Origin of the sequence: Pseudomonas lalucatii, assembly GCF_018398425.1 — a bacterium.
GTDB lineage: Bacteria > Pseudomonadota > Gammaproteobacteria > Pseudomonadales > Pseudomonadaceae > Aquipseudomonas > Aquipseudomonas lalucatii.
Genome location: NZ_JADPMV010000001.1, coordinates 1611746 through 1637608, shown reverse-complemented (window position 1 = coordinate 1637608; position 25863 = coordinate 1611746). Strand labels below are relative to the sequence as shown.

The 25863-nt window shown below is 67.2% G+C and carries 24 protein-coding genes and 1 riboswitch; of the genes, 15 read left to right on the top strand and 9 right to left on the bottom strand.

Annotated elements, in window-relative coordinates:
- Positions 1–117 precede the first annotated feature (117 nt).
- Both mqo and I0D00_RS07420 read right to left on the bottom strand, forming a co-directional pair.
- Positions 118–1626 (bottom strand): malate dehydrogenase (quinone), encoded by a 1509-nt coding sequence (mqo, locus tag I0D00_RS07425; RefSeq protein ID WP_213639097.1) that lies wholly within the window; start codon positions 1624–1626, stop codon positions 118–120.
- Between the two features lie 461 nt (positions 1627–2087).
- Positions 2088–2321, bottom strand: a complete 234-nt coding sequence (locus I0D00_RS07420) for a hypothetical protein (protein WP_213639096.1) — start codon at positions 2319–2321, stop codon at positions 2088–2090.
- 168 nt (positions 2322–2489) lie between these two features.
- On the opposite strand from I0D00_RS07420, the gene I0D00_RS07415 reads away from it, so the two are divergent.
- Positions 2490–3074 carry a YajG family lipoprotein gene (locus I0D00_RS07415; RefSeq protein WP_213639095.1) on the top strand — a complete coding sequence of 195 codons (585 nt, stop codon included), beginning with the start codon at positions 2490–2492 and terminating at the stop codon, positions 3072–3074.
- A 66-nt stretch (positions 3075–3140) separates the two neighbouring features.
- Here the strand turns inward: I0D00_RS07415 and I0D00_RS07410 are convergent, their stop codons facing one another.
- The gene (locus I0D00_RS07410; protein ID WP_213639094.1) at positions 3141–3347 is read right to left on the bottom strand and encodes a hypothetical protein; all 207 of its coding nucleotides are present in this window, start codon (positions 3345–3347) and stop codon (positions 3141–3143) included.
- Between the two features lie 291 nt (positions 3348–3638).
- Here I0D00_RS07410 and I0D00_RS07405 point away from each other — a divergent pair, with 291 nt between their 5' ends.
- Positions 3639–3923, top strand: a complete 285-nt coding sequence (locus I0D00_RS07405) for a hypothetical protein (RefSeq protein ID WP_213639093.1) — start codon at positions 3639–3641, stop codon at positions 3921–3923.
- A 64-nt stretch (positions 3924–3987) separates the two neighbouring features.
- Here I0D00_RS07405 and I0D00_RS07400 read toward each other — a convergent pair whose 3' ends face one another.
- Positions 3988–5154, bottom strand: coding sequence for a 1-acyl-sn-glycerol-3-phosphate acyltransferase (locus I0D00_RS07400; RefSeq protein ID WP_213639092.1), 1167 nt, complete (start codon positions 5152–5154; stop codon positions 3988–3990).
- 113 nt (positions 5155–5267) lie between these two features.
- On the opposite strand from I0D00_RS07400, the gene I0D00_RS07395 reads away from it, so the two are divergent.
- From I0D00_RS07395 to I0D00_RS07375, 5 genes are all read left to right on the top strand, one after another.
- Positions 5268–5450 (top strand): CPXCG motif-containing cysteine-rich protein, encoded by a 183-nt coding sequence (locus I0D00_RS07395; RefSeq protein WP_213639091.1) that lies wholly within the window; start codon positions 5268–5270, stop codon positions 5448–5450.
- Positions 5450–5710, top strand: a complete 261-nt coding sequence (locus I0D00_RS07390; RefSeq protein ID WP_213639090.1) for a putative signal transducing protein — start codon at positions 5450–5452, stop codon at positions 5708–5710. The genes I0D00_RS07395 and I0D00_RS07390 overlap by 1 nt, the downstream gene beginning before the upstream one ends.
- Before the next feature lie 33 nt (positions 5711–5743).
- Positions 5744–6361: an SOS response-associated peptidase gene (locus I0D00_RS07385; RefSeq protein ID WP_213639089.1), complete on the top strand. Its 618-nt coding sequence runs from the start codon at positions 5744–5746 to the stop codon at positions 6359–6361.
- A 205-nt stretch (positions 6362–6566) separates the two neighbouring features.
- Positions 6567–7388 (top strand): M48 family metallopeptidase, encoded by an 822-nt coding sequence (locus I0D00_RS07380; protein ID WP_213639088.1) that lies wholly within the window; start codon positions 6567–6569, stop codon positions 7386–7388.
- A 76-nt stretch (positions 7389–7464) separates the two neighbouring features.
- Positions 7465–8454 carry an NAD-dependent epimerase/dehydratase family protein gene (locus I0D00_RS07375; protein WP_213639087.1) on the top strand — a complete coding sequence of 330 codons (990 nt, stop codon included), beginning with the start codon at positions 7465–7467 and terminating at the stop codon, positions 8452–8454.
- A gap of 6 nt (positions 8455–8460) precedes the next feature.
- Here the strand turns inward: I0D00_RS07375 and I0D00_RS07370 are convergent, their stop codons facing one another.
- The 4 genes from I0D00_RS07370 to I0D00_RS07355 form a co-directional block, all read right to left on the bottom strand.
- The gene (locus I0D00_RS07370; RefSeq protein ID WP_213639086.1) at positions 8461–8904 is read right to left on the bottom strand and encodes a ketosteroid isomerase-related protein; all 444 of its coding nucleotides are present in this window, start codon (positions 8902–8904) and stop codon (positions 8461–8463) included.
- 109 nt (positions 8905–9013) lie between these two features.
- Positions 9014–9595, bottom strand: a complete 582-nt coding sequence (locus I0D00_RS07365; RefSeq protein WP_213640245.1) for a TMEM165/GDT1 family protein — start codon at positions 9593–9595, stop codon at positions 9014–9016.
- A gap of 152 nt (positions 9596–9747) precedes the next feature.
- A riboswitch (yybP-ykoY riboswitch) is annotated at positions 9748–9858 on the bottom strand.
- A 39-nt stretch (positions 9859–9897) separates the two neighbouring features.
- Positions 9898–10896 carry a class I SAM-dependent methyltransferase gene (locus tag I0D00_RS07360; protein WP_213639085.1) on the bottom strand — a complete coding sequence of 333 codons (999 nt, stop codon included), beginning with the start codon at positions 10894–10896 and terminating at the stop codon, positions 9898–9900.
- 27 nt (positions 10897–10923) lie between these two features.
- Positions 10924–11889, bottom strand: a complete 966-nt coding sequence (locus I0D00_RS07355; RefSeq protein ID WP_213639084.1) for a 2-hydroxyacid dehydrogenase — start codon at positions 11887–11889, stop codon at positions 10924–10926.
- 79 nt (positions 11890–11968) lie between these two features.
- On the opposite strand from I0D00_RS07355, the gene I0D00_RS07350 reads away from it, so the two are divergent.
- A complete protein-coding gene (locus tag I0D00_RS07350) occupies positions 11969–12598 on the top strand; it encodes a LysE family transporter (protein ID WP_213639083.1) in 630 nt (209 codons plus the stop codon).
- A 53-nt stretch (positions 12599–12651) separates the two neighbouring features.
- Here the strand turns inward: I0D00_RS07350 and I0D00_RS07345 are convergent, their stop codons facing one another.
- Positions 12652–14481 (bottom strand): long-chain-acyl-CoA synthetase, encoded by a 1830-nt coding sequence (locus tag I0D00_RS07345; protein ID WP_213639082.1) that lies wholly within the window; start codon positions 14479–14481, stop codon positions 12652–12654.
- A gap of 625 nt (positions 14482–15106) precedes the next feature.
- Between I0D00_RS07345 and I0D00_RS07340 the strand changes: the two genes are divergently transcribed.
- The 7 genes from I0D00_RS07340 to I0D00_RS07310 all read left to right on the top strand — a co-directional run bounded on the left by I0D00_RS07340 (position 15107) and on the right by I0D00_RS07310 (position 25715).
- Positions 15107–16789: a fatty acid--CoA ligase gene (locus I0D00_RS07340; RefSeq protein WP_213639081.1), complete on the top strand. Its 1683-nt coding sequence runs from the start codon at positions 15107–15109 to the stop codon at positions 16787–16789.
- Between the two features lie 229 nt (positions 16790–17018).
- Complete coding sequence (locus I0D00_RS07335) at positions 17019–18968, top strand: DUF1302 domain-containing protein (RefSeq protein WP_213639080.1); 1950 nt, start codon at positions 17019–17021, stop codon at positions 18966–18968.
- A gap of 30 nt (positions 18969–18998) precedes the next feature.
- Positions 18999–20366 (top strand): DUF1329 domain-containing protein, encoded by a 1368-nt coding sequence (locus tag I0D00_RS07330; protein ID WP_213639079.1) that lies wholly within the window; start codon positions 18999–19001, stop codon positions 20364–20366.
- 302 nt (positions 20367–20668) lie between these two features.
- Positions 20669–23407, top strand: a complete 2739-nt coding sequence (locus tag I0D00_RS07325; protein WP_213639078.1) for a winged helix-turn-helix domain-containing protein — start codon at positions 20669–20671, stop codon at positions 23405–23407.
- Positions 23408–23537: 130 nt separating this feature from the next.
- A complete protein-coding gene (locus I0D00_RS07320; protein ID WP_213639077.1) occupies positions 23538–24185 on the top strand; it encodes an MBL fold metallo-hydrolase in 648 nt (215 codons plus the stop codon).
- Positions 24186–24245: 60 nt separating this feature from the next.
- Entirely contained in the window at positions 24246–24911 is a 666-nt protein-coding gene (locus I0D00_RS07315; protein ID WP_213639076.1) for a YiaD family glycine zipper/OmpA-like lipoprotein, read from the top strand.
- Between the two features lie 147 nt (positions 24912–25058).
- Positions 25059–25715 (top strand): YiaD family glycine zipper/OmpA-like lipoprotein, encoded by a 657-nt coding sequence (locus tag I0D00_RS07310; RefSeq protein ID WP_213639075.1) that lies wholly within the window; start codon positions 25059–25061, stop codon positions 25713–25715.
- Positions 25716–25863: the final 148 nt, after the last annotated feature.

Genomic DNA, 25863 nt, shown 5'->3' with positions numbered 1-25863 from the left:
TGATACTGCGTTGCCGCTCAACCAATTAACCGCACAGGCCAAGAGCGGCGCCTGAGCGTTTTCCGGTGTCATGAAAAAACCGCCTGGGAGGGCGGTTCTTTCGTTCCGGGCGCAGGCTCAGGCCAGTGCCGCTTCCTTCTCGGTCAATTGCAGCAGCTCATCCGAGCGCGCCTGCACTTCGCGGTAGCGCTCGGCATCGCTGGCCAATACCTTGCCCATGGCGGGGAAGATCTCGTTCAGCTTGCGGGTCCACTGCTCGGACCTGGACTGCTCGGGGAAGCAGCGCTGGATCAGCTCGAGCATGATTGACACGGTCACCGAGGCGCCCGGCGAGGCGCCGAGCAGGGCGGCGATGGAGCCATCCTCGGCGGCCACCAGTTCGGTGCCGAACTGCAGGATGCCGCCGCGCTTGGGGTCCTTCTTGATGATCTGCACGCGCTGGCCGGCCACTTCCAGACGCCAGTCCTCGGCCCTGGCCTCGGGGTAGAAACCGCGCAGGGTTTCCAGGCGCTGCTCCTCGGACTGCAGCACTTCCTTGACCAGGTAGCGGGTCAGGTCGAAGTTGTCGCGGGCCACCGCCAGCATCGGCCCGATATTGCCCGGACGCACCGACAGCGGCAGGTCGAGGTAGGAGCCGTGGCGCAGGAACTTGGTGGAGAAGCCCGCGTAGGGGCCGAACAGCAGCGAGGTCTTGCCATCCACCACGCGGGTGTCGAGGTGCGGTACCGACATCGGCGGCGAGCCCACGGCCGCCTGGCTGTAGACCTTGGCCTGGTGCTGCTTGACCACCTCGGGGTTGTCGCAGCGCAGCCACTGGCCGCTGACCGGGAAGCCGCCGTAGCCCTTGCCTTCCGGGATGCCGGACAGCTGCAGCAGTGGCAGGGCGGCACCACCGGCGCCGAGGAAGACGAACTTGGCCTGGATCTCACGGTGGCTGCCGTCGGCCTGGTTCTTGATGCTGACACGCCAACCCTGGGCGTTGCGCTTCAGGCCGGTGACCTTCTGGCTGCACTTGACCCGGGCGTCCGGCTGCTTGGCCAGGTGCTCGAGCAGGTGTCTGGTCACGGCGCCGAAGTTGACATCGGTGCCGCCCAGGACCCGGGTGGCGGCGATCGGCTCGTTGGGATCGCGTCCCGGCAGCATCAGCGGCATCCACTTGGCCATGGTGGCGCGGTCTTCGGTGTACTCCATCTCGGCGAAGGCATGGTGCTGGGTCAGCGCCTGGAAGCGCTTCTTCAGGTAGGCGATGCCCTCATGGCCGCGGACGAAGCTCAGGTGCGGCACCGAGGCGATGAACGACTTGGGCGCGCCGAAGCTGCCTTTCTCGATCAGGTAGGCCCAGAACTGCTTGGACTCTTCGAACTGGGTGTTGATGGTCACCGACTTCTTGATGTCGATCGAGCCATCCGCCGATTCCGGCGTGTAGTTCAGCTCGCACAGCCCGGCATGGCCGGTGCCGGCGTTGTTCCAGGGATTGGAACTTTCGATCGCCCCGGACTCCATCAGCTCGATGATTTCCAGCTTGGTAGCCGGGTCGAGTTCCTTCAGCAGCACGGCCAGGGTCGCGCTCATGATGCCGGCTCCGACCAGCACCACATCCAGTGTTTCGTAATCGTTATGCGCCATTACCACTTCTCCAAAAAATCAGCACCCAATTGACGGCAAGAGACCTTCGCGTGCGAACACGCGGTTCAGCGGTCGCTGGACTGTCCTGGGGGCGCGGAGGTGATGACGGTGCCTGTGCCCGCCGCAAGATCGTTCATTATTCGCCACACTCTTGTGAAGTTGTTGAAACCGTTTTTTCACGCTCTTTTGGAGCGGTGAACCTCAAAGAAACGCGTCTGCCCGGGCTGGCCTTGTTCCTCTGCGCAACACGCCGTGGCGAAGCGACACGGTGTTTTCGGCGAGGCAATAGGCGGCAGCCGCAAGGGCAGCGCGAAGTGGGCGACTCTCTGGGGCGAGGCCGATGGCTAGTGCATCAGCGGGACGGCGAGGCCCGATCAGGAGGCGTCCTTATAATCGGGGCGCGATTATAAGGCGAAAGCGGGAAAATTGATCGTCCCGTGTGACTTTTCTTCTTCCGCCGGTCAGGCCGCCAACGCCTTGGCGGACGACGGGTGCGCGGCGACCGGCAGTAGGCGCGCACTGGTCGGAAGTGGCTGGCCGAGCCAGCCGAGACGCTGCTCGTTGACCTCGCTCCAGCCCGCGCCCCGCGGGGCCTGGAGCGATTGGCGGAAGGCGCGGCAGCGCCCCTCGGCGTCGAGCAGGACGAAGGTCCGCAGCGGCCGGCGAGGCGCGAACAACGAGCGGATGAAATGCATGGCGCGGCCCTCGGGCGATGACGACTAAAGTCTTATGCCAGAGCGCCATGACAGGCCGGTGACAGGAACCCCTGCGGGGCGGGAGAGGTCATAAAGGCGACGCTGTCAGCGCAACGAGCCGCTGGTTATACTGCCGGCCACTTCGCCCCCCTCTATGGAGAGATGAGCATGCTGCATCGCCTGCTGTTTGGCCTGATGGCTGTCGCCAGCCTGACCCTGGTCGGCTGCGCCCACAGCCCGCAACAACTCAGCCCGCAACCGAAGATCAACAGCCCCCTGGTCGCCGTCGGCCAGGGCCAGCCGGTGGTGGTGCGGGTGGTCGACGGACGCCCGTCGCCGGTGCTCGGCACCCGCGGCGGCCTGTACCCGGAAACCAGCGCGATCAGCGTCAGCGGCCAGGACATTCTGCCCAAGCTGCAGGCCCAGGCCGAGGCCGCGGTGCGCCTGCTCGGCTTCACCCCGACGCCGAATGCCTACAACGCGCCGCAACTGACCCTGACCCTGGCCGAACTGAAGTACCAGTCGCCGAAAGAGGGCCTGTACGTCACCGAGTCGGACATCACCGCCACCTTCCGCGCCGATGTGCAGAACAGCTCGCGCCGCTACAGCGGCCGCTACGGCGCCTCGCTGAACCAGCGCTTCGGCATGGCGCCGAACCAGGAAACCAACACCAAGCTGGTCAGCGACGTGCTGAGCGATGCCCTGACCCGCGCCTTCAAGGACCCGACCATCGGCCAGCTGCTGCAGCAGTGAGTCGACGCCGGTCAATGAAAAGCCCGGACATGTCCGGGCTTTTTTTTTTGGGGCGTCGGTCGGGCGTCAGGCCGCTTCGGCGTACAGCTCCGGCAGGCTCAGGCCGGTGCGCCGGTCGATGTCCGGCAGGTCGTAGTGCTCGTGACCGCCGAGGGCGCAATAGATCAGCCATTGATGGTCGTGCACGTTGAAGGACAGGCCGTCGACCAGGTCTTGCACCTCGTCCAGCGAGTCGATCAGGTAGTCGCGGTCTAGGGGTTGTGGGTTGAGCATGGCAGGGTCTCCGTGGCGGGTTGAATACGCTGCCGTACGGCGGTCACGGTGGCGTACCGGGATAGGATTCAAACCCTAGGCCAGCTTTGTGACGATTCCGGGATGTATTCAGACGATTTCGGGATAGCGGCCGCGTTCGTCGGGAGCAAAACTTATAACCACGGGGCTCCGGTAAACTGCCCGGCGTATTTCACCCGCCCCGTTCGCCGCCCGCCGGCCGAGCGGGGCGAGATCGTCCCTATTCCGGTGCGCCTGGTTGGGCCATGCACCGTTGTGATGTGGAGGTTGTCGATGTCCTTGCAGGCGCTCTGGTCGCTGTTTCTCGCCCACCCGGCCCAGCTGGCCAACGCCCTGGCGCTGTTCTTCGCCGTGGCCGGGGCCTGGTTGCTGCTGGCCACCCGTCTGCGCGAACAGCGGGGGCTGGCCCGTCTGGCCGCCGAGAACCCGCTCGAAGAAGATGCCCAGGCCAGCCTGCTGAGCGAGGCGACGCTGCGGATGAACCGCTTCTTCTACCGTTTCGGCTACAGCTGCCTGGGGCTGGCGCTGGCGGTCTCCGGGATCAGCACCAGGCTGTGAGCGGTGCGCGCGGAACAGAAAAAAGGCAGCCGGGGGGCTGCCTTTTTTGCATTTCCGCTCATTCCTAGAGCGGCAGGCCGGCCTTGACCCGGTACTGGTTGCGCACCGGATTGGCGTACTGCAGCACCAGGTAGGGCTGCTGCTCGGCCGGGCAGGTGGCCAGTCGCTGCTGCCACTGCGCCTGGGCGGCGGCCAGTTCCTCGGCCGGGAACAGCTGGGTGGCGTCGGGCACCTGCAGCTCGGGATCGCGTCCGCTCCACATGGCATAGGCCAGGTAGTGCACCGGGAACAGGCGATAGCCGGCGAGTATCTGCCGGTCCATTTCGGCGGCCAGTTGCTTGCTGTCGTCCAGGCCGCGGCTCAGCGGCTCGCCGAAATGCACGTGGACGCGCCCCTTGTAGCCGGTGATGCCGAGGGCGATGCTCTTGTCGTCCTCGCCGGGGGCCTTGTCGTAGCGGCCGCTGCTGGCGCGGACGAACAGCTCGCGGGCCTTGGCCTGGTCGCAGGGGTCGTATTCGTAGCTGATCGACACCGGGGTCAGCTTCAGCGAGGCGATGACCTCGGCGAAGGCTTCGTCCTTGCGGCTCATGTGGAACATCTTGAGGATCGCCGAGTCGGTACGGTCGTCGCCGTCCTTGGCGCGGCCCTCGGCCTGGGCGATCCAGATCGACTCGCCGTCCTGGCGGATCGAGTGGTTGATGTAGGCCGACAGCAGCTGGTAGGCGGCGAGTTTCTCGCGGCGGCCGCTGAGCGAGCGGTGCACGATGAAGCTCTTGTTCAGGCGCATCAGGTCGCTGACGAAGGGCTTCTGCAGCAGGTTGTCGCCGATGGCGATGCGCGGCGTCGGCAGGCCGGCGTGGTACACGGCATAGTTGACGAAGGCCGGGTCCATGACGATGTCGCGGTGGTTGGCCAGGAACAGGTAGGCGCTGCCGGGCTTGAGCCGCTCGACGCCGGAGTAGGTGACGCCGTCGGTGGCGTGTTCGATGGTGCGGTCGACGTACTGCTCGATCTTGTCCTGCAGTGTCCTCACCGAGGCGACGTCGCGGAACTCACGGCGCAGCCGATAGGCTATAAGGGGTTTGAGTAGCCAGCCCAGCGAGCCGGCCAGGCGCGGAAAGCGGAACTGGGTGAGGATGTCGAGGAACGCATCGTCGGCCAGCAGGCGTGCCAGGACGGCGGGGACTTCGGCGTCGGCGTAGGGTCGGATGGCATCGAATTCGCCCATCATGCTCTCTTGTCGTGATTCGGCTGCACTAAACAGGCCTGTTGAGGGTGACTGCCCGGTAGCCCGGGGCCAGCAATAGACCGGCGATTATACGCGCAAGTCACAAGGAGGCCGCGATGCTGGAAGTCCAGGAATATCAATGCCCCTACTGTGGCGAGGCGGTCGAGGCCGTGCTCGACCTGTCCGCCGGCGACCAGCAGTACATCGAGGACTGCCCGGTGTGCTGCCGGCCGATCGTCTTCGACCTGCGCAGCGATGGCGTAGACTGGAGTCTGGAAGTCCGTGGGGAGAATGACTGATGCAGCGCATCTACGAACCGCTGGACCTGATGGAAGGGGAGATGCTGCTGGGCATGCTGGCCAGCGAAGGCATCGAGGCCCATCTCGTCGGGCGTCACCTGGTGGGCGCCGTCGGCGAGCTGCCGGCCTGCGGCCTGCTCGGCTTGATGGTCGAGGACCCCCAGGCCGAGCGCGCACAGCGGCTGATCGCCGCGTACAATGCCGCCCAACCGCTGCCCGGCGACGAGCCGGAAAACACCCAGGGCGTGCTGATCTGCTGATCCGCCAGCGCCCGCCCGCTATCGAGTTGCCCCATGAGTGGACGTTACGCCCTGTTCCGCTGGACGCCCGCCTTCGCGGCGCTGCCCGGCTTTCCCGCCGACCAGCTACCCCACTGGAACATCGCGCCCCATGCCCAGGTGCTGCTGCTGCGGCAGATCGCCGGCGAGCGTCAGTTGACCCGGGCGCGCTGGGGCCTGACCCCCGCCTGGCTGACCGACCTGTCGAAGACCCCGGCGCAGGCGCGTGCCGAGACCCTGGCCGAACAACCGATGTTTCGCCAGGCCTTTCGCCAGCGCCGCGGCCTGCTGCCGGCCAACGGCTTCTACGAATGGCGCGGCAGCGCGCGCAAGCGCCCCTACTGGCTGACCGGAGAGGGCTCGATGCTGTATTTCGCCGCGCTGTGGGAGGCCTATCCGGTGCAGGGGCATGTCTACCTCAGCACAGCCTTGGTGACCCAGGCGGCGGCCAGCCAGCGCCGCCCGCTGATCCTCGACGAGGCGGGGCAGGCGGCCTGGCTGGCCGAGGACACGTCCCAGGAGCAGCTCCTGGCGTTGCTGGCCCGCCCGCAGCAGCCGCTGCGCGAGCGGGTACTGGCCAACCTGGTCAACGACCCCCGGCTCGACGGGCCGGAGTGCCTGACCCCGGCCTGACGCCCGCCGCCATCCGGCGCCGCCGCTCGATCATGCCCTGGATTCGCCCGTGGCCTGCTGTGCCGGGTTGTGCTTCACGCCGGCCGTGCAGAAAAAGAGGCATTGCGTGAAATGCGTGAAGCTGGTGTCTGTCTAGATGCCACGCGGTTGCCGGTTATTCCCGCGCCGCCGTAGCATACCGGGCTTACATTTATGGAGAAGCACCATGGCCAAGCCTTTATACCTTTGTGGACTGACTGCGGCCCTGCTGCTGGCCGGATGCCAGGCTGTAAACACCACCAGCGGCGGTGCGGTGGGGGTCGAGCGCCAGCAGTACATGTTCAGCATGCTCTCGAGCCAGGAAGTCAATCAGATGTACGCCCAGTCCTACCAGCAGACCCTGGGGGAGGCGGCGAGCAAGGGCGTGCTGGACAGAAACAGCGGCAATGCCAGGCGCCTGCGGGCGATCACCGACCGGCTGATCGCCAAGGCGCCGATCTTCCGTCCCGATGCCGCGCAGTGGCAATGGGAGGTCAATCTGATCAAGAGCGACGAGCTCAATGCCAACTGCGGCCCCGGTGGCAAGATCATCTTCTACAGCGGGTTGATGGACCGGCTGCAGCTGACCGATGACGAGATCGCCGCGATCATGGGCCACGAGATGGCCCATGCCCTGCGCGAGCACAGTCGTGAAGCCATGTCCAAGGCCTACGGCCTGGGGCTCGCCAAGCAGGGGGCGGGTGCCTTGCTCGGCCTGGGCGAGGGCACCATGGCCATCGCCGACGCGGCGGTGGAGTACGGCATGACCCTGCCCAACAGCAGGGGCAACGAGAACGAGGCCGACCTGATCGGCCTGGAACTGGCCGCGCGTGCCGGTTACAACCCCAATGCCGCCATCAGCCTGTGGCAGAAGATGGCCCAGGCCAGCAACGGCGCGCCACCGGAGTTCATGAGTACGCACCCCTCGTCGAGCAGCCGGATCGCCTCGCTGCAGGCAGCCATTCCCAAGGTCATGCCGCTCTACGAGCAGGCCAGAACCGCACGCTGATCTCGGCGGGGCCCCTGCGTCCGGCGACCGCTATCCGGCTCCGGGCGTTTCGGTTTTTCTTGCGCAAGGAGCGGTCGTGAAATTCGCCGTGCTCGGTGCCACCGGCCTGCTGGGCCATCATGCCGCCCGCGCCATCAAGGCGGCGGGCCATCAGCCGCGGCTGATCCATCGTCCCTCCACGCGCATCGAGCGGCTCGCCTATCTCGGTGCCGAGTGCCGGGCCGCCGAACTGTTCGACCATGCCGAGCTGTGCCGGGCGCTGGATGGGGTCGACGGTGTGCTGTTCTGCGCCGGCCACTACCCGGGCCCGCCGCGGCGCTGGCAGGACGAGGTGGCCAGTGCGCTGGACCAGAGCAATCACTTCTATGCCGCCTGCCAGGCGGTGGAGGTGCCGCGCATCCTCTATGTCGGGGCGGCCATCGCCCTGCCGCGGCATCCGCAGGGGCTGGCCGGGCACGAAGGGCTGTTCTACGAGGGCATGCCGCACTGGCGCAATGCCTACCTGCTGTGCAAGTGGGCCCTCGACGAGCAGGCCCGCGAGCAGGCCCGCTGCGGTCTGCCGGTGGTGATAGCGATTCCGGGGATGACCCTCGGCGCCTTCGACGTCGGCCCGAGTACCGGGCGGCTGATCACCGCGATCGCCAGCGGCGCGATGCGCTACTTCGTGCCGGGGGCGCGCAACCTGATCGACGCGGCGGAGGCCGGGCGCGGGTTGTTGCTGGCCCTGGAGCGCGGCCGGGTGGGCGAGCGCTATCTGCTCACCGGGCAGAATATCCAGCTGGCCGAACTCACCGCGCGCATCGCCGCGTTGCTGGGCGTGGCGGCGCCGCGACCGATGCCGCTGGCGCTGGCCCGGGGCGTGGCGGCGCTGGGGCGGTTGCGCTATCGGCTGACCGGCCGCGCGCCCTTGCTGGACGATACGGCGCTGGCGGTGATGGCGGGGGGGCAATACCTCGACGGCAGCAAGGCGCGCGAGGAACTCGGCTTCGTCGCCGTGCAGTCCCTGGATGACACCCTGTTGCGGGCCATCCAGTGGTTTCGCGAGAACGGCTATATCGAGGGCTGAGTGCCCTCAGGGCAGGGCCTTTTCCGCGTAGGGGCGGGCGTCCAGCCCGAGCTGGGCGCGGAAGCTCTCCATGTCGAACATGGTGCAGATTTCCCGGACCTCGTTGGCGGGGGTCAGCGTCCAGAAGGCCATGGCCGAGATGCTCAGCACCTTGTCGCTCGGTGGGTAGCCCAGGGCCGGTTGTTCGATGGTGCCGATCAGGGTGCTCCAGGTGACCACCTTGTCGCCCTCGGCGATGCACTCCTCGACCACCACCTCCAGATCCGGCATGGCGCGGCGAATGTCCTGCACCAGCTGGGCGAACGAGCGGCTGCTCAGCGGGCGTCCGGCGAAGGAGCTCTTGTACAGGAAGTCCTGGCTGTGCAGCTGTTCCACCAGGGCCAGGTGGCCCTTGTTCCATGACAGGTCGATATGTCGACGAACCAGTTTCTTCCGTTCTTCCAATGACATGACGCCCTCCATGACGTGCGATGAGACTGAGCAAGATCTTGCGCAGGATATCAGTCGCCGCCCCGGCTGGGTATCGGCCGGGGCGCCTCCCCGCAGCGCTGCGCCGGGTTCAGGCCAGGCCGCCGAGCTGCAGCGCCTGGTAGCCGGCGTAGAGCGCCAGTGCGGCGAAGGCAGCGGCGGCCAGGCGACGGATCAGGGCCAGCGGCAGGCGCTCGGCGGCGAAGTCGCCGACCAGCACCACCGGCACGTTGGCCAGTAGCATGCCGAGGGTGGTGCCGAGCACCACCAGCACGAAGTGCGGGTATTGCGCGGCCAGCATCACGGTGGCGACCTGGGTCTTGTCGCCCATCTCGGCGAGGAAGAAGGCGATCAGGGTGGTGAGGAAGGCGCCATGGCGCTTGAGTCGGGCGCCTTCGTCATCGTCCAGGCGGTCGGGGATCAGCGTCCACAGGGCCACCGCGGCGAAGCTGACGGCGAGGCTCCAGCCCAGTTGAGCGGGCGAGAACAGGCCGGCGACCCAGGTGCCGAGGGCGCCGGCGGCGAAATGATTGGCCAGGGTGGCGGCGAGGATGCCGGCGATGATCGGCCAGGGACGACGAAAGCGCGCGGCCAGCAACAGGGCGAGCAGCTGCGTCTTGTCGCCGATTTCGGCCAGGGCGACGATCAGGGTGGGGACGAACAGGGATTCCAGCATCGAAGTTCCAGAGGGGCGGGTCGACTCGGCTATGACACGTACGACCTTCCCGCCCCGGGTGAGGTGTGCGTGTCATAGGTCTTGTCAAACCCCGGCACCTGCCGCGCCCCCTGGGCGGGTGGCTGACAATCTGCCGGTCCGCCTGGGCGGACCTCGGGTCGCGCGCGCCATGGTCGGTTGACCAAGTATGTTGACGCGCGCCGGGCGGGCGCTGCAACCGGCGCTCGCGGGAGACTACTCCCCTAGGACGGGCGCATTGTGCCCAGTCGACCGGCTGCGGGCAAGGCCGATCTGCCTGCTCAGCGGGGGCTGGCGCGGTAGACGCGAAAGCCGTTGGCCTCGGCCAGGGTCTGGCAGGGGCCCAGATGCTGCTCGATCAGCGGCGGGTACTTGAGGAAGCTGTTGGCCACCAGGCGCAGCTGGCCGTTGGGCTGCAGGTGCTGGGCGGCCTGGCGCAGCAGTTGCTCGGTGGCCTGGTAGTGGGTGTGGACGCCCTGGTGGAAGGGCGGGTTGCTGAGGATGGCGCTCAGGCCCCGGGGCGCGGCCTCGATGCCGTCGCCGCTGATGACTTCGGCCTCCAGGCCGTTCGCGCTCAGGGTCAGGCGGCTGCTGGCCACGGCGAAGGCGTCGACATCCAGCAGCGTCACCCGGCTGTCGGGGTAGCGCCGTTTCAGGGTGGCGCCGAGCACGCCGGCGCCGCAGCCGAAGTCCAGCAGGTGGCCGGCCGGCAGCTGCTCCAGATGCTGCAGCAGCAGGGCGCTGCCGACGTCCAGGCGACCATGGCTGAACACCCCCGGCAGGCTGACCACGGTCAGCGGGCCATCGGCCAGCTGCAGGTCGTAGCGTCGCGCCAGGGCCTGCAGGTCGGGGGGGGAAGGCGCCTGTTCCACCTGCACCTGCCACAGTTGGCAGTGGCGGGCGCTGTCGAGCTTGCGCGGCGTGCCGAAGGCGGCCAGCTGCTTGGCCGCCCGTTCGATGCCGGCGCGCTTCTCGCCGACCAGGAACAGCGGCCGGCCGGCCAGGCGGGCGGCCAGGGCGGCGAGCAGGTAGTCGGTCAGCTCGCGGGACTTCGGCAGGAACAGCACCGCGGCGTCGAACCCGTGCTCCGGCGGGTTGACGCCGAACTGGCTGCGCCCGGCAAAGCGGCCGGCCAGGGCCGCCTGCTCGCCGGCATGCCAGCTCCAGCCGTGGGCCGCGGGCAGCTGGCCGAGCAGATCGTCGGCCGGCAGGCCGGCCAGCAGGGTGGCGCCGGCAAAGAGTTCGGCCTGGCGCAGCAGCACTTCGCTTCGCGGGTCCATAAGCGCTCCTCGCAAAAGCCGCGAAGCTTAGCCGACTACCCGGCGCGGCGCACCGGCGAAGAACGCCTGGGCGTTCTCCGCCAGCTGCATGACGATGCGCTGGCGGGCCTCGCGGCTGCCCCAGGCGCTGTGGGGGGTGACGATCAGGCGCGGGACATCGGCGGCCAGCAGGGGATTGCCGTTGCGCGGCGGCTCCTGGGTCAGCACGTCGCAGGCGGCACCGCCCAGGTGGCCGCGGCGCAGGGCGTCGGCCAGGGCCTGTTCGTCGACCAGGCCGCCGCGGGCGGTGTTGACCAGGAAGGCCCCCGGCTTCATCAGGCTCAGCTCGTACTCGCCGATCAGGTTCTCGGTCGCCGCGTTCAGCGGGCAGTGCAGGCTCAGGGCGTCGACCCGGGGCAGCAGTTCGTCCAGGGGCAGGCGGTCCTGCCGGGGCGGGCGTCCCGGCAGCTGGCCGAGCAGCACGCGCATGCCGAAGGCCTCGGCCAGGCGGGCCACCGCGCCGCCCAGTTCGCCGTGGCCGAGCAGGCCGAGGGTCTTGCCCTCCAGCTCGACTATGGGGTGGTCCAGCAGGCAGAACTGCTGCGCCTGCTGCCAGCGTCCGGCGCGGATGTCCTGCTGGTAGTCCGGCAGGCGCGTGGCCAGGGCCAGCAGCAGCATCAGGGTGTGCTGGGCCACCGAAGGCGTGCCGTAGCCCTGGCAGTTGCTCACGGTGATGCCCCGGGCGCGGGCCGCGCCCAGGTCGACGTTGTTGGTGCCGGTGGCCGCGACCAGCACCAGGCGCAGCTCGGGGCAGGCGGCAAGGGTCGCGGCGTCGAGCGCAACCTTGTTGCTGATGGCCACCTGGGCGCCCTGCAGCCGCTCGATGACCTGCTCCGGGGTGCTCTGGGCGTGCAGTTGCAGGTCGGCGAAACACTGTTCGAGGGGGGACAGGTCGAGGTCGCCGAGGTCGAGTGAACGGTGGTCGAGAAATACCGCGAGGCTGTTGTTGCTCATCAGCTGTACCTTTCCTAACTGTCCAGGCGAGGGGTAATGTGGCGAGCCTAACAGACCCGAATGACGTCGCGGAGGCTCGATGTACTGGACTGAATTTCTCACCGTGGCGCTGATCCATCTGCTGGCCGTGGCCAGCCCCGGACCGGACTTCGCCATCGTCGTGCGCGAGAGCGTGGCCTATGGACGGCGCGCCGGCATCTTCACCGCCCTGGGGGTGGGCGCCGGCATCTTCGTGCACGTGGCGTATTCCTTGCTGGGCATCGGCCTGATCGTGTCGCAGTCGATCGTGCTGTTCAATGCGCTGAAATGGCTGGCGGCGGCCTACCTGCTGTACATCGGCATTCGCGCGCTGCGGGCCAAGGCCGCCGGGCCGGCCAGCACCGATCCGGGGGCCGGGGCGGGAGGGCGGACGGCCGGCGCGGCCTTCGTCACCGGCTTCGTCACCAATGGCCTGAACCCCAAGGCCACGCTGTTCTTCCTGTCGCTGTTCACCGTGGTGATCGACCCGCATACGCCGCTGGCCGTGCAGGCCGGCTACGGTCTCTATCTGGCCGCGGCCACGGCGCTGTGGTTCTGCCTGGTGTCGCTGCTGTTCAGCCAGGCACGGGTGCGCGCCGGATTCGCCCGGCTCGGCCATTGGTTCGACCGCCTGACCGGGGCGGTGCTGGTGGGGCTGGGGGTGAAGCTGGCGTTCAGCGAGATGCGCTGAGCGCCAGCCGAGGGGCGCCAATCCGGCGGGCGCCCCTGGTCGCTGCGTTCGCCTCAGTAGCGGTGCCGGCCCGCACCTATGGCCTGGAACAGCGCCGCGTCCAGCAGACGGTAGCCGTCGGTGCCGGGTAGCCAGGCGTAGACCGGCTCGCCGTTGCTTTGCCCGGGGTCGAACGCCTGTTGCCTGAGGGTCTTCTTCTGGTACTTGAAGGTACCGGTGGTCTCCATGCCCGGCCGCAGGCGGATGAACAGCGGCACGGCATAGGGTGGCAGCTTGCCCTGGGCGAAGCGCAGCAGGTCGTCCATGTCCAGGGGCTGCTCGGCATCGGCCAGGGTCAGCGCGGCCATGCCGGCGCGACCGTTGGTGTTGGGCACCTCGACGCCATAGACCACCGCCTCGGCGATCCGCGGGTGCTGGACCAGCAGGTTCTCCACCTCGGTGGTCGACACGTTCTCGCCCTTCCAGCGGAAGGTGTCGCCCAGGCGGTCGACGAATTGGGCGTGGCCCCAGCCGATGTCGCGCAGCATGTCGCCGGTATTGAAGTAGCGGTCGCCCTGCTCGAACACATCCTGCAGGAGGACCTGGCGCGTCTTCTCCGGGTCGGTGTAGCCGTCCAGTGGCGCCTTGTCGTCGACCTTCGCCAGCAGTAGACCCTGGCCGCCCTTGGCCACCCGCTTGAGAAAGCCGCGGTGGTCGCGCACCGGCTCGCCTTTCTCCTGGTCGTATTCGACCAGGGCCCAGGACATCAGGGAAAAACCTATGGTGTTGTCGAAGTTGAGCACGTTGCTGAAACCGATATTGCCTTCGCTGGCGGCATAGAACTCGCAGACATGATCGATGCCGAAGCGCGCCTTGAACGGGGTGCCGACGCCAGGGCGCAGGCCGTTGCCGACCATCTTCACCACCGGGTTGTCCGCGTCGTCCGGGCGCGTCGGCTGGTCCAGCAGGTAGCGGCAGAGCTCGCCGACATAGCCGATGGTGGTGGAGCGGAACTTGCGCACGTCCGCCCAGAACGCGCTGGCGCTGAACTTGCGGCGGATCGCCAGGGCGCCGGCGCCGGCCATCGCGGAGCCCCAGCAGACGCACAGGCCGGTGCCGTGGTAGAGCGGCAGGGTGCAGTAGAGGACGTCATGGGGGCGCATGTCCAGGGCGATGATGCCGAAGCCGGCCTGGGTCTTCATCCAGCGCCCGTGCTTGAAGATGCCGGCCTTGGGCAGGCCGGTGGTGCCCGAGGTGTAGATGTAGAAGCAGGGGTCGTCGGCGAATACCTGCTGGGTGCTGGCCGGGTTGTGCTCGGGCTGGTTGCACGACGCCTCCAGCAGATTCCGGTAGCCCGCGGGGGCGGGTGTCTGGCCGCCGTGCTCGGCGACGAAGAAGGTCCGCTCGGGCGCCAGGCCGACCTGTTCGCGCACCTCGGCATAGGCCCCCAGCAGCTCCTCGCCGACCAGCGCCGCGGCGGGGTTGACCAGCTTGAGGCTGTGGGCCAGCACGTCGCGGGTCTGCGAGGTGTTGAGCATGGCGCTGACGGCGCCGAGCTTGGCTGCGGCCAGCACGACGAGCAGCAGCTCCGGACGGTTCTCGAGAAAGATGCCCAGTACCTCGCCCTTGCCGATGCCCTGCTGGGCCAGATAGTGGGCGATGCGATTGGCCCGCCGGTTCATCTCCTGGTAGCTGAAGCGGCTGTCCTCGTACAGCAGCGCGGCGCCATCCGGGTTGCGCTGCGCGGCCTGCTCGAAGCTCCAGCCCAGGCCGCAGGGCTGGGTCGGCGAGGCGACCTTGGAGAGCCTCAACCCCCTGATCACCCGTGGCAGGCTCTGCAGGATGCGGGGGGCCTTTCTGGCCATCTTGGCCCAGGTGATCATGTCGCTGCTTGTCGTGTCCATGACAGGTTCCTTGTGACGGCGTCTAAGGTTGGGCCAGGCTAAGTTCACCGCTGTCCTCGGGGCGAAACCAATCTCGCCGAGGCCCTGCCTGGGCGCTCCGGGTACTGGTGATTCGAAAGGCGTTACAGCCTCTGCGCGGGGGCTAAGCCGCGCGCTGTTCGGCGAAGGGGCGCGGCGGTCGAGCGAGGGCAGGCGAGGGGGGCGTTGGGGAAGCGTCTGGTCATCACATGCCATCCATAGCGTTTGTGGTTATTGCCGAGTGCCTGCATTAGCCGGAGGACACCGGGGCGGTCCCTCCGAATATCGAAGGAAATCCGCTTGGGGGCGACCCTGGCTTTGTAATGATTTGTAGTCGCCTGGGCAGCGGCGCGCGTCGGCCGTGCGCGGGACGAGTCGAGGACGGATGTCGATGATCGATGTCGGCGCCTAGCGCGCTTTGCCTGTCGCGCGCGAGGCTTCGCCGCCACCGCTACGGAACTATTTTTCGGCCGCGCGGGCGTGCGCGACCATCATGGAACCTGCGGCCATGGGCAAATTCATTCTTTTGACTGATTTGTGCGTCAGGCTGGCGGCCTAGAGTCATAACCATCCGAAACCGATACGACCGCAGACAAGGTGCCTCCCCATGTTGCAAACCCGCATCATTTCGCCCGCGACCAATGCCTATCAATTTCCCCTGCTGATCAAGAGCCTGCTGCTTTCCGGGGTGCGCTACGAGAAGACCCGGGAGATCGTCTATCGCGATCGCATGCGCTACAGCTACGCGACCTTCAACGAGCGCGTCGCCCGCCTGGCCAATGCGCTGACGGCGGTCGGGGTCAAGGCCGGCGACACCGTGGCGGTGATGGACTGGGACAGTCATCGCTACCTCGAGTGCATGTTCGCCATCCCCATGCTCGGTGCGGTGCTGCACACCATCAACATCCGCCTGTCGCCGGAGCAGATCCTCTACACCATGAACCATGCCGAGGACCGCTTCGTGCTGGTCAACAGCGAGTTCGTGCCCCTCTACAACGGCATCGCCGGTCAGCTGACCACGGTCGAGAAGACCCTGCTGCTGACTGACACGGAGGACACCGGCGCCGACCTGCCGGGGCTGGTCGGGGAGTACGAGCAGCTGCTGGCGGCGGCGGGCACCAGCTATGCGTTCGCCGACTTCGACGAGAACTCGGTGGCCACCACCTTCTACACCACCGGCACCACCGGCAACCCCAAGGGCGTGTACTTCACTCATCGGCAGCTGGTGCTGCACACCCTGGCCGAGGCCAGCGTGCTCGGCAGCCTGGACAGTGTGCGCCTGTTGGGGACCAACGACGTCTATATGCCGATCACGCCGATGTTCCACGTGCATGCCTGGGGCATCCCCTATGCGGCCACGATGCTCGGCATCAAGCAGGTCTATCCGGGCCGCTACGAGCCGGAGATGCTCTGCCGCCTGATCAGGGAGGAGAAGGTCAGTTTCTCCCACTGCGTGCCGACCATCCTGCAGATGCTGCTCAACACGCCAAGCGCCCAGGACCACGACTTCGGCGGGCTGAAGATGATCATCGGCGGCAGCGCCCTGAACCGCGCCCTGTATGACGCCGCCAAGGCCCGCGGCATCCAGTTGACCGCGGCCTACGGCATGTCGGAAACCTGTCCGCTGATCGCCTGCGCGCACATCAACGAGGAATTGCTGGCCGGCAGCGAGGACGAGCGCATTACCTACCGGATCAAGGCCGGGGTGCCGGTGCCTCTGGTCGATGCGGCGATCATGAGTGCCGACGGCAAGCTGCTGCCGGCCGATGGCGAGACCCAGGGCGAGCTGGTGCTGCGCTCGCCCTGGCTGACCCAGGGCTACTTCCGCGAGGCGCAGAAGGGCGAGGAGCTGTGGGAACACGGCTGGCTGCATACCGGCGACGTCGCCACGCTCGATGGCATGGGCTTCGTCGACATTCGCGACCGCATCAAGGACGTGATCAAGACCGGCGGCGAGTGGATCTCCTCCCTGGAGCTGGAAGACCTGGTCAGCCGCCATCCGGCCGTGCGCGAAGTGGCGGTGGTCGGGGTGCCCGACCCGCAGTGGGGCGAGCGGCCCTTCGCCTTGCTGGTGCTGGCGGCCGGGCAGGCGCTGGACGCCAAGGGGCTCAAGGAGCATCTCAAGCCCTATGTCGAGCAGGGACACATCAACAAGTGGGCGATTCCCACCCAGATCGCCCTTGTTACCGAAATTCCCAAGACCAGTGTCGGCAAGCTGGATAAGAAACGCATTCGCCTGGATATCGCCCAGTGGCAGGCGGCCGGAAGCGAGTTTCTCTCCACGCTCTAGGTCCCGCTATTGCTACCTCGGCAAAGTGACTACACAGTCAAACAAGCGTTTGGCTTGCTAATTGCTGCTTTCAAGCCATTCTTGGACCGTCGTGAACCGGACCGGTCGGTCAGAAGCGGCGGGCCAGAGTGCCTGGGGCTGCAAATCACACTTTCGAGGGATCAAGCAGTACGACCCGCTGGCTATAGTCCGCACCATCCATAACAAAAAAGCACATGGAGTAGCGTCGATGACAAAGACACAACCGTTCTGGCGCCTGGCAAAACTGCCGCTGGCCGTCAGCCTCGCATCCACCCTCGCTGCACCGGCGTTCGGCGTCACCTTCAACATCGGCGAGATCGAAGGTCAGTTCGACTCGGCGCTGTCCGTGGGGGCCAGCTGGTCGGTGCGCGGTGCCGATAAAGACCTGATCGGCTTCAACAACGGTGGCGACGGCCTGTCGCAGACCTCGGACGATTCCCGGCAGAACTTCAAGCGGGGCGAGACCTTCTCGAAGATCTTCAAGGGTATCCACGACCTCGAGCTGAAATACGGCGATACCGGCGCGTTCATCCGCGGCAAGTACTGGTATGACTTCGAGCTGAAGGACGAAGATCGCCTGTTCAAGCAGATCAGCGACAGCAACCGCAAGGAAGGCGCCCAGGCCTCCGGCGCGCAGATCCTCGACGCCTTCGTCTATCACAACTACGACATCGCCGACCTGCCGGGCTCGGTGCGCCTGGGCAAGCAGGTGGTCAGCTGGGGTGAAAGCACCTTCATCCTCAACTCGATCAACTCGATCAACCCGGTCGACGTGTCGGCGTTTCGCCGTCCCGGTGCGGAGATCAAGGAAGGCCTGATTCCGGTCAACATGTTCTACGTGTCCCAGAGCCTGACCGACAACCTGTCGATGGAGGCCTTCTACCAGCTGGAGTGGGACCAGACGGTCGTCGACAACTGCGGCACCTTCTTCGCCCAGCCGGACGTGATTGCCGACGGTTGCGATCAGAACCTGGCGGTGCTGCGTACCCAGAGCCAACTGGCCGGTGCCCTGGGGCCTTTGAATCCGGCGGTGCGTGGCGTGCTCGCCAACAACGGAGTGACCTGGGGCAACCCGGATGAAGGCGTGATCGTGCGCCGCGGTGGCGACCGCGATGCGCGGGACGACGGCCAGTTCGGCGTGGCCTTCCGCTACTTCGCCGAGCAGCTGGACACCGAGTTCGGCGCCTACTTCATGAACTACCACAGCCGTACCCCGGTGTTCAGCGCCACGGGCGCGCCTGCCAGCACCTTCGGCCTGCTCAGCCCGCTGAACCCGGCCGGGCTCGGGGCGCAGCTGGGCGGCGCCGGTGTGCCCGGTGCACTCATCCCGACCGTGGCCACGCAGGTGGCGCCGCTGTTGATCGCCGGCAACTCCCAGTACTTCGTCGAGTACCCTGAGGACATTCGCCTCTACGGCCTGAGCTTCTCCACCACCCTGCCCACCGGCACCGCCTGGAGCGGCGAGATCAGCTACCGGCCGAATGCCCCGGTGCAGATCAACACCACCGACATCCTGTTCGCCGGCCTGACCCCCCTGAATCCGAACTTCTCGGTGCTGCAGGGTGCTCCGGGTGCCGATCTGAACGGCTATCGGCGCAAGGAAATCACCCAGTTCCAGACCACCTTCACCCACTTCTTCGACCAGGTGATGGGTGCCAGCCGCATGACCCTGGTCGGCGAGATCGGCGTGAGCCACATCGGTGGACTGGAGAGCACCAGCGAGGTGCGCTACGGCCGCGACCCGGTCTTCGGTCCGGGGCCGCTGCCGGGTACCCTGGGTGGCCTGCCGACCTGCCAGGCGCTCAACGTCGGTACCCTGGGCAACAACCCGAATGCCGAGAACGTCAGCAAGTACTGCGAGGACGATGGCTTCGCCACTTCCACCTCCTGGGGTTACCGCGTGCGGGCGATCTGGGACTACAACGATGCCATCGCCGGCATCAACCTGAAGCCCAGTGTCTCCTGGTCCCATGACGTCGATGGCTATGGCGCCAACGGTGTGTTCAACGAAGGCAACAAGGCCGTCAGCCTGGGCCTGGACGCCGAGTACCAGAACACCTACACCGCGGGCCTGTCGTACACCGACTTCTTCGGCGGCAAGTACAACACGTCGATCGACCGTGACTTCGTTGCGCTCAGCTTCGGTATGAACTTCTAACGGTCAGGACATTTGAGGAAGACTATGTACATGAAAACAACAAAAGGTCTGTTGCAAACCGGCGCCCTGACCCTGTCGCTGCTGGCCAGCAGCGTGATGGCGGCGGTCTCGCCGGAAGAAGCCGCCCAGCTGGGCACCAGCCTGACGCCGATCGGCGCGGAGATGGCGGGTAACGCCGATGGTTCGATCCCGGCCTGGACCGGCGGTCTGGCGACCAACGCCGGCACCGTCGATTCCCGGGGTTTCCTGTCGAATCCCTACGCCAACGAGCAGCCGCTGTTCACCATCACCGCGCAGAACGTGGAGCAGTACAAGGACAAGCTGACCCCCGGCCAGCTGGCGATGTTCAAGCGCTACCCCGACAGCTACAAGATGCCGGTGTATCCGACCCATCGCAGCGCCACCCTGCCGGACGCGGTCCTCGCCGCGGCCAAGAGCAACGCGCTCAACACCAAGCTGGTGGAGGGCGGCAACGGTCTGGAGAACTTCACGACGGCCAACCCCTTCCCGATCCCCAAGAACGGTCTGGAAGTGATCTGGAACCACATCACCCGCTATCGTGGCGGCAGCGCCAAGCGTCTGGTGACCCAGGCGACCCCGCAGGCGAACGGCTCCTACAGCCTGGTTTACTTCGAGGACGAGTTCACCTTCCGCGATGCCCTGAAGGATGCCGGCAACGGCAAGGGGAGCAACATCCTGTTCTACTTCAAGCAGCGGGTGACTGCGCCGTCGCGCCTGGCGGGCAACGTGCTGCTGGTGCACGAGACCCTGAACCAGGTCAAGGAACCGCGCCTGGCGTGGCTGTACAACGCCGGCCAGCGTCGCGTGCGCCGTGCACCGCAGGTGTCCTACGACGGCCCGGGTACCGCCTCGGACGGCCTGCGCACCTCGGACAACTTCGACCTGTACAACGGCGCGCCGGATCGTTACGACTGGCAGCTCAACGGCAAGAAGGAAGTCTACATCGCCTACAACACCTATGACCTGGACTCGCCGAAGCTCAAGTACGAGCAGATCATCAAGCCCGGTCATATCAACCAGGAGCTGAGTCGCTACGAGCTGCACCGCGTCTGGCACGTGACCGCGACCCTGAAGTCGGGCGAGCGGCATATCTATGCCAAGCGCGACTTCTTCATCGACGAGGACACCTGGCAGGCCGCCGCCATCGACCATTACGACGGTCGCGGTACTCTGTGGCGCGTGGCCGAGGCGCATGCCCAGTACTACTACGACAAGAAAGTGCCGTGGTACACCCTGGAGGCGCTGTACGACCTGCAGTCCGGGCGCTATCTGGCCCTCGGCATGAAGAACGAAGAGAAGGAGTCCTATCAGTTCGATATCGGCTCCAAGGAAAGCGACTACACCCCGGCGGCCCTGCGCCAGGCTGGCGTGCGCTAAGCGCGCGACAGACGGCCGAGCGCCGGACTCGGCAAGCGGGGCATACCCCGCTTGCCGAGTGGTCGATCCAGGCAATGCCCGTATCTGTCGATACGGGCATTGTTGTTTTGGGCTCCGCGGCGGGGCGTCGCCGTTCCGCCCGGGACATTCCCGACAGGGGCGTGTCGCCCCGGGTGAGGCCGCGCGCGGCAATTGCAACGAATTGTTAAGGCGCACGGGACGCACTTCAAATGGCCGGCCCAAGGGGCTAGGCTGGCTGCTCGAGCCAAGCTGAAGGCGCTCCTGCGCCAAGAATCCGGGTAATGACCGAGCTGTCCAGTTCTCATCGATTCGCCAGTCCGAACACGCCGGGGGCCGAGGGGCATTTCTTCCGTCCGCCGCTGCCGGCCGGCCACATCCTGCGCCCGCGCCTGTGCGAGCGCCTGGCCGGCGGCCTCTCCGGGCGCCTGATTCTGGTCAGCGCGCCGGCGGGTTTCGGCAAGAGTTCGCTGGCGATCGAGTTCTGCGAACGGCTGCCCGGGCAGTGGCAGAGTCTGTGGTTCGGCCTGAGCCGCCGCGACGGCGACCCCGGACGCTTTCTGGAACGGCTGCTGAGCGGTCTGCAACAGTTCTATCCGGGGCTGGGGAGCGACGCGCTGGGGTTGTTGCGGTTGCGTCAGCGGCACCAGCCCTTCGCCTTCGAGGAGTGGCTGGATGGCCTGCTCGACGACCTGGCGCTGCGCCTGGACCCGGACAACCCGCTGCTGCTGGTGCTGGACGATTACCACCTGGCCCAGGGCGCGGTACTCGATCGCTGCCTGCAGTTCTTCCTCAACCACTTGCCGCCCGGCCTGCTCTTGCTGGTGACCAGCCGCCAGCGGCCGGACTGGCACCTGGCCCGCCTGCGTCTGTCGCGGCAGTTGCTCGAGCTGCCGGAGCAGGAGCTGCGCCTGAGCGCCGAGGAGGTCGGCGAGCTGCTCTCCGGCCACGGCGCCGCCTTGACCGAGGAGCAGCAGGTCGATCTGCTGCAGCGCAGCGAGGGCTGGGTGGCCGGGCTACGTCTCTGGTTGCTGGCGGCTGCGGAGGCGTCTGCCGATGACGGCGATATGGCCCGGCCCCACGGCGCCGAAGGCTTGATCCGTGAGTACCTGCTGGAGGAGGTGATCGACCGGCAGCCAGCGCAGGTGCAGGCCTTTCTCTATGACACCGCCTGCCAGGAGCGCTTCTGCGCCGAGCTGTGCGATGCGGTGCGCGAGGCCCACGACAGCTCGGCGATCCTGGAGCACCTGCAGGCGCATCAGGTATTCCTGGTGCCGCTCGACGAGCAGGGGCGCTGGTTCCGCTATCACCACCTGTTTTCCGACCTGTTGCGGGCGCGGCCCACGGCGGCCTTGCGTTCGGCTCCGCCCGGCGCGCACCTGCGGGCCTGTCGCTGGTTCAGCGCCCAGGGCCTGTTGGACGAGGCGGTCGAACAGGCCTTGCGCGCCGGCCAGCCGGATGTCGCCGCCAACCTGGTGCAGAACCTGTCCGAGGAGCAGCTGCTGGCCGAGCAGAACGTCGCCACCCTGCTGCGCTGGAAGATGGACTTGCCGGACAGCCTGCTGGCCAGTACGCCGCGGCTGATCGTCCTGTACAGCTGGGCCCTGGCCCTGGCCTGTCAGCTGGACGCGGCCGAGGAGCTGGTCGCACAGCTGAGTCGCTTCCTGCCGGCGTCCACGGCGGCCCAGCAGCAGAGCCTGCTGGCGCAGTGGCAGGCCCTCTGCGGGGTGATCGCCCGCGGTCGCGGCGACAGTCTGAAGGCGCAGCGCCACTGCGCCGAGGCGCTGGCCGGGTTGCCGGCCGAGCGCTACGGCCAGCGCCTGATGTGCCTGTCGACCCTGGCCAACCTGGCCATCGTCCAGGGCGACCTGTGGCGGGCCCGGGGCCTCAACCGCGAGGCCCTGGAGCTGGCGCAGCGGGTCGGCAATCCGCTGTTCGAGGCGTTGGCGCACTATGACCGGGCGCGCGTGCTGCAGGCCCGGGGCGAGGTGTTGCGTGCCCTCGACGAGGTGCGCCAGGGGCTGGAGCGTCTGCGCGGGCTGCCGCCGCAGCGGCTGTATGCGCTACGGGCACGTCTGACCCTGTACGAGGGCTACCTGCTCAGCCTGCGCCTGCAACCGCAGCTGGCCCGCCAGCGGCTGCAGGCGGGGATCGCCGAAGGACGTGCCTGTCGCGATATCAGCCTGTTGATCGGCCATTGCGTGCTGGCCAGCCTGGAGGGGCGCGAAGGCGACCTGCCGGAGGCGTTCGCGCGGCTCGCCGAGGCCGAGCGTCTGATGCATATCTGGGACGTGCCGCCGATCTACTACCTGGCGATGATCACCCTGACCAAGTGCGAACTGTGGCTGCGCCAGGGCCAGACCGAGGTGGCGGCCGCCTGGCTGGTACGCCTGGCCGAGGCCTACGGTGGCGAACAGGCCACCGCGGCGCCGGAGTTCCATCCGCAACTGCCGCTGTACATCGAATTGCAGCAGGCGCTGCTGGAGCAACGGCAGGGTGAGCTGGTCCAGGCCGAACGGCGCCTGCGCGCCCTGATCCAGCGCGCGCAGGCCATGGGCGGGCAGTTGCTGGCGCTGATCGCCCAGGTGCAGCTGGCCCTGTTGCTGCGCGCCAATGGCCAGGAGCGCGAGGCTCAGCAGCAGCTCAGCGCCAGCCTGCAGGCGGCTGCCGGAGGCGCCTTGTCGCCGTTCCTGGCGGCCCTGCAGAAGCAACCGGACTGGCTGCGCGAGCAGCTGCTGAACCAGCCCGAGAGCCCGCTGCGCGAGGCTCTGCTGGGCGAACTGCCCGCGCCGCCGACGCTAGCGGGTCATGACCCAGGCCTGGTGCTGGGGAGTCTCAGCTCCCGCGAGCTGGCGGTACTGCACCTGATCGCCCAGGGGTGTTCCAACCAGCAGATCAGCGAACGCCTGTTCATCTCGCTGCATACGGTGAAAACCCACGCCCGCCACATCAACAGCAAGCTTGGAGTCGAGCGTCGTACCCAGGCGGTGGCGCGGGCCAAGAGCCTGGGCCTGCTGAGCTGAGGCTTGCCCTGGGGCATGCATCCGGACGCGGCGGGTGTGACGGGCGATAGGGGCCGGCGGCGATTTTCGTCGTGCATTGCCCAGGTGGATGGGTAAGCTAACCGGCGCCTACCCTACCGAGGAGTCACCGATGAGTTCTGCCGCGTCACCTGCCCTGATCCGCGAAACCTTCCCCGTCGGGCCTTTGCAGTGCAACTGCACGATCATCGGCGACCCCGTCAGCAAGCAGGCCATAGTGGTCGATCCGGGCGGTGACCCCGAGTTGATCATGGCGCGCCTCGACGGCCACGGGCTCAAGGTGGTCAGCATCATCCACACCCATGCCCACCTCGATCACTTCCTCGCGTCCGGGCAGATGAAGGAGAAGACCGGCGCCACCCTGCACCTGCACAAGGAGGACCAGTTCCTCTGGGATAACCTGGAGGTGCAGTGCCGCATGTTCGGCGTGCCCTACACGCCGGTGCCCGCACCGGACCGCTGGCTGGCCGACGACGAGGCATTGCCCTGCGGCTGTGGCGTGGCCCTGCATACCCCCGGGCACACACCGGGCTCGATGAGCTTCTGGTTTCCCCGGGACAAACTGCTGATCGCCGGCGACACCCTGTTCAAGCGCGGCATCGGCCGCACCGACTTGTGGGGCGGCGATTACCCGACCATCGAGCGCTCGATCAAGCAGCGCCTGTACCGCCTGGACGAAGACGCCACCGTGGTCACCGGTCATGGTGCCGACACCCGGCTGGGCGACGAGATGCGCGAGAACCCGTTTGTCCGTGCCTGACGGCGAAAGGTCGCGTGGCTGACTAGACTGAACGCTGACCATTTCGATGGAGGGTTCGTCATGCCTCATTCGCGCCTGATTCTGAGCTGCTGCGGCGCAGCCCTGCTGCTGGGCTGCGCCTCCCAGAACCCCTACGACGGCCAGCCCAGCAGCAACAAGACGGCGACCTATGGCGGCCTCGGCGCCTTGGCCGGCGCGGTGGCCGGGGCGGCGATCAGCCATGACGACCGTGGCAAGGGCGCGCTGATCGGTGCGGCCGTGGGGGGGGCGGCAGGGGCCGGCTATGGCTATTACGCCGACAAGCAGGAAGCCGAATTGCGACGCAGCATGCAGGGCACCGGTGTGCAGGTGGCCCGGCAGGGCGACGTGATCCAGCTGATCATGCCCGGCAACATCACCTTCGCCACTGACTCGGCCGAGATCGCCGGCAGCTTCCACACGCCGCTGAACAACCTGGCCAACTCCTTCCGCCAGTACCCGCAGAACAGCATCGAGGTCGTCGGCCATACCGACAGCACCGGTTCCCATGCCTACAACATGGGCCTGTCGCAACGCCGTGCGCAGAGCGTGGCCAACTACCTGATCGCCCAGGGCGTCGACCAGACGCGCCTGAGCACCCGGGGTGTGGGTCCCGACCAGCCGCTGGCGAGCAACGCCTCGGCCGAGGGGCGGGCGCAGAATCGACGGGTCGAGGTCAACCTGCGACCGCTGCCCGGCGCGCAATAGCGGCGCTCGGCCGGCGGCCCCTTGCGACGCGTCGCAACATGTCGGGGAAGCGCCTGCTAAGCTGCCACGGAACTTCGAGGCGCCTGGCGCCTCGAACACCTCTGCTCGACCTCCAACTCGCAGAACAACCCCGATAAGGACCTATCTATGAAGCACTGGCGTAACCCGACCCTGCTGGCTGCCGCCTTGACCCTGTTGGCCGGCTGCACGACCAACCCCTACACCGGCGAGCGCGAGGCCGGCAAGGCGGGAATCTACGGTGGCGTCGGCGCCGTCACCGGAGCGGTGATCGGGGCGGCGACCTCGAGCAAGAAGGACCGCGCCAAGGGCGCGCTGATCGGCGCGGCCGTGGGCGGCGCCGCCGGTGGCGGTTACGGCTACTACGTCGATACCCAGGAGGCCAAGCTGCGCCAGACGCTGCAGGGCACCGGGGTGCAGGTCCAGCGCAATGGCGATGAGCTGAAGCTGATCATGCCGGGCAACATCACCTTCGCCAGCAATTCGGCGGATGTCTCCAGCGGCTTCTACCCGACGCTCAATTCCCTGGTGCTGGTGTTCAAGGAGTTCGACAAGAACGGCATCGACATCGTCGGCCATACCGACAGCACCGGCTCGCTGGCACTGAACCAGGACCTGTCGAATCGCCGTGCGCAGAGCGTGGCGGCCTACCTGTCGGGCAACGGCGTAGCGCCGGCGCGGATCTCCGCCTATGGCGCCGGCCCCAACCAGCCGATCGCCAGCAATGCCAACGAGGCCGGCCGGGCGCAGAACCGTCGCGTCGAGATCAATCTGCGCCCGCTCTGAGCCGGCGCAGACGGCAAGCCCCGCGTCTGCGGGGCTTTTTTCTGTGCGCCACTGACCTCCAGCGCCGGCCCTGTGCCCGATTCCTGACTAGACTGCTTCCTTGAGTTCCACGACGTGCTTGCCCCTCTGGTTGGGCATGGCCGTCATG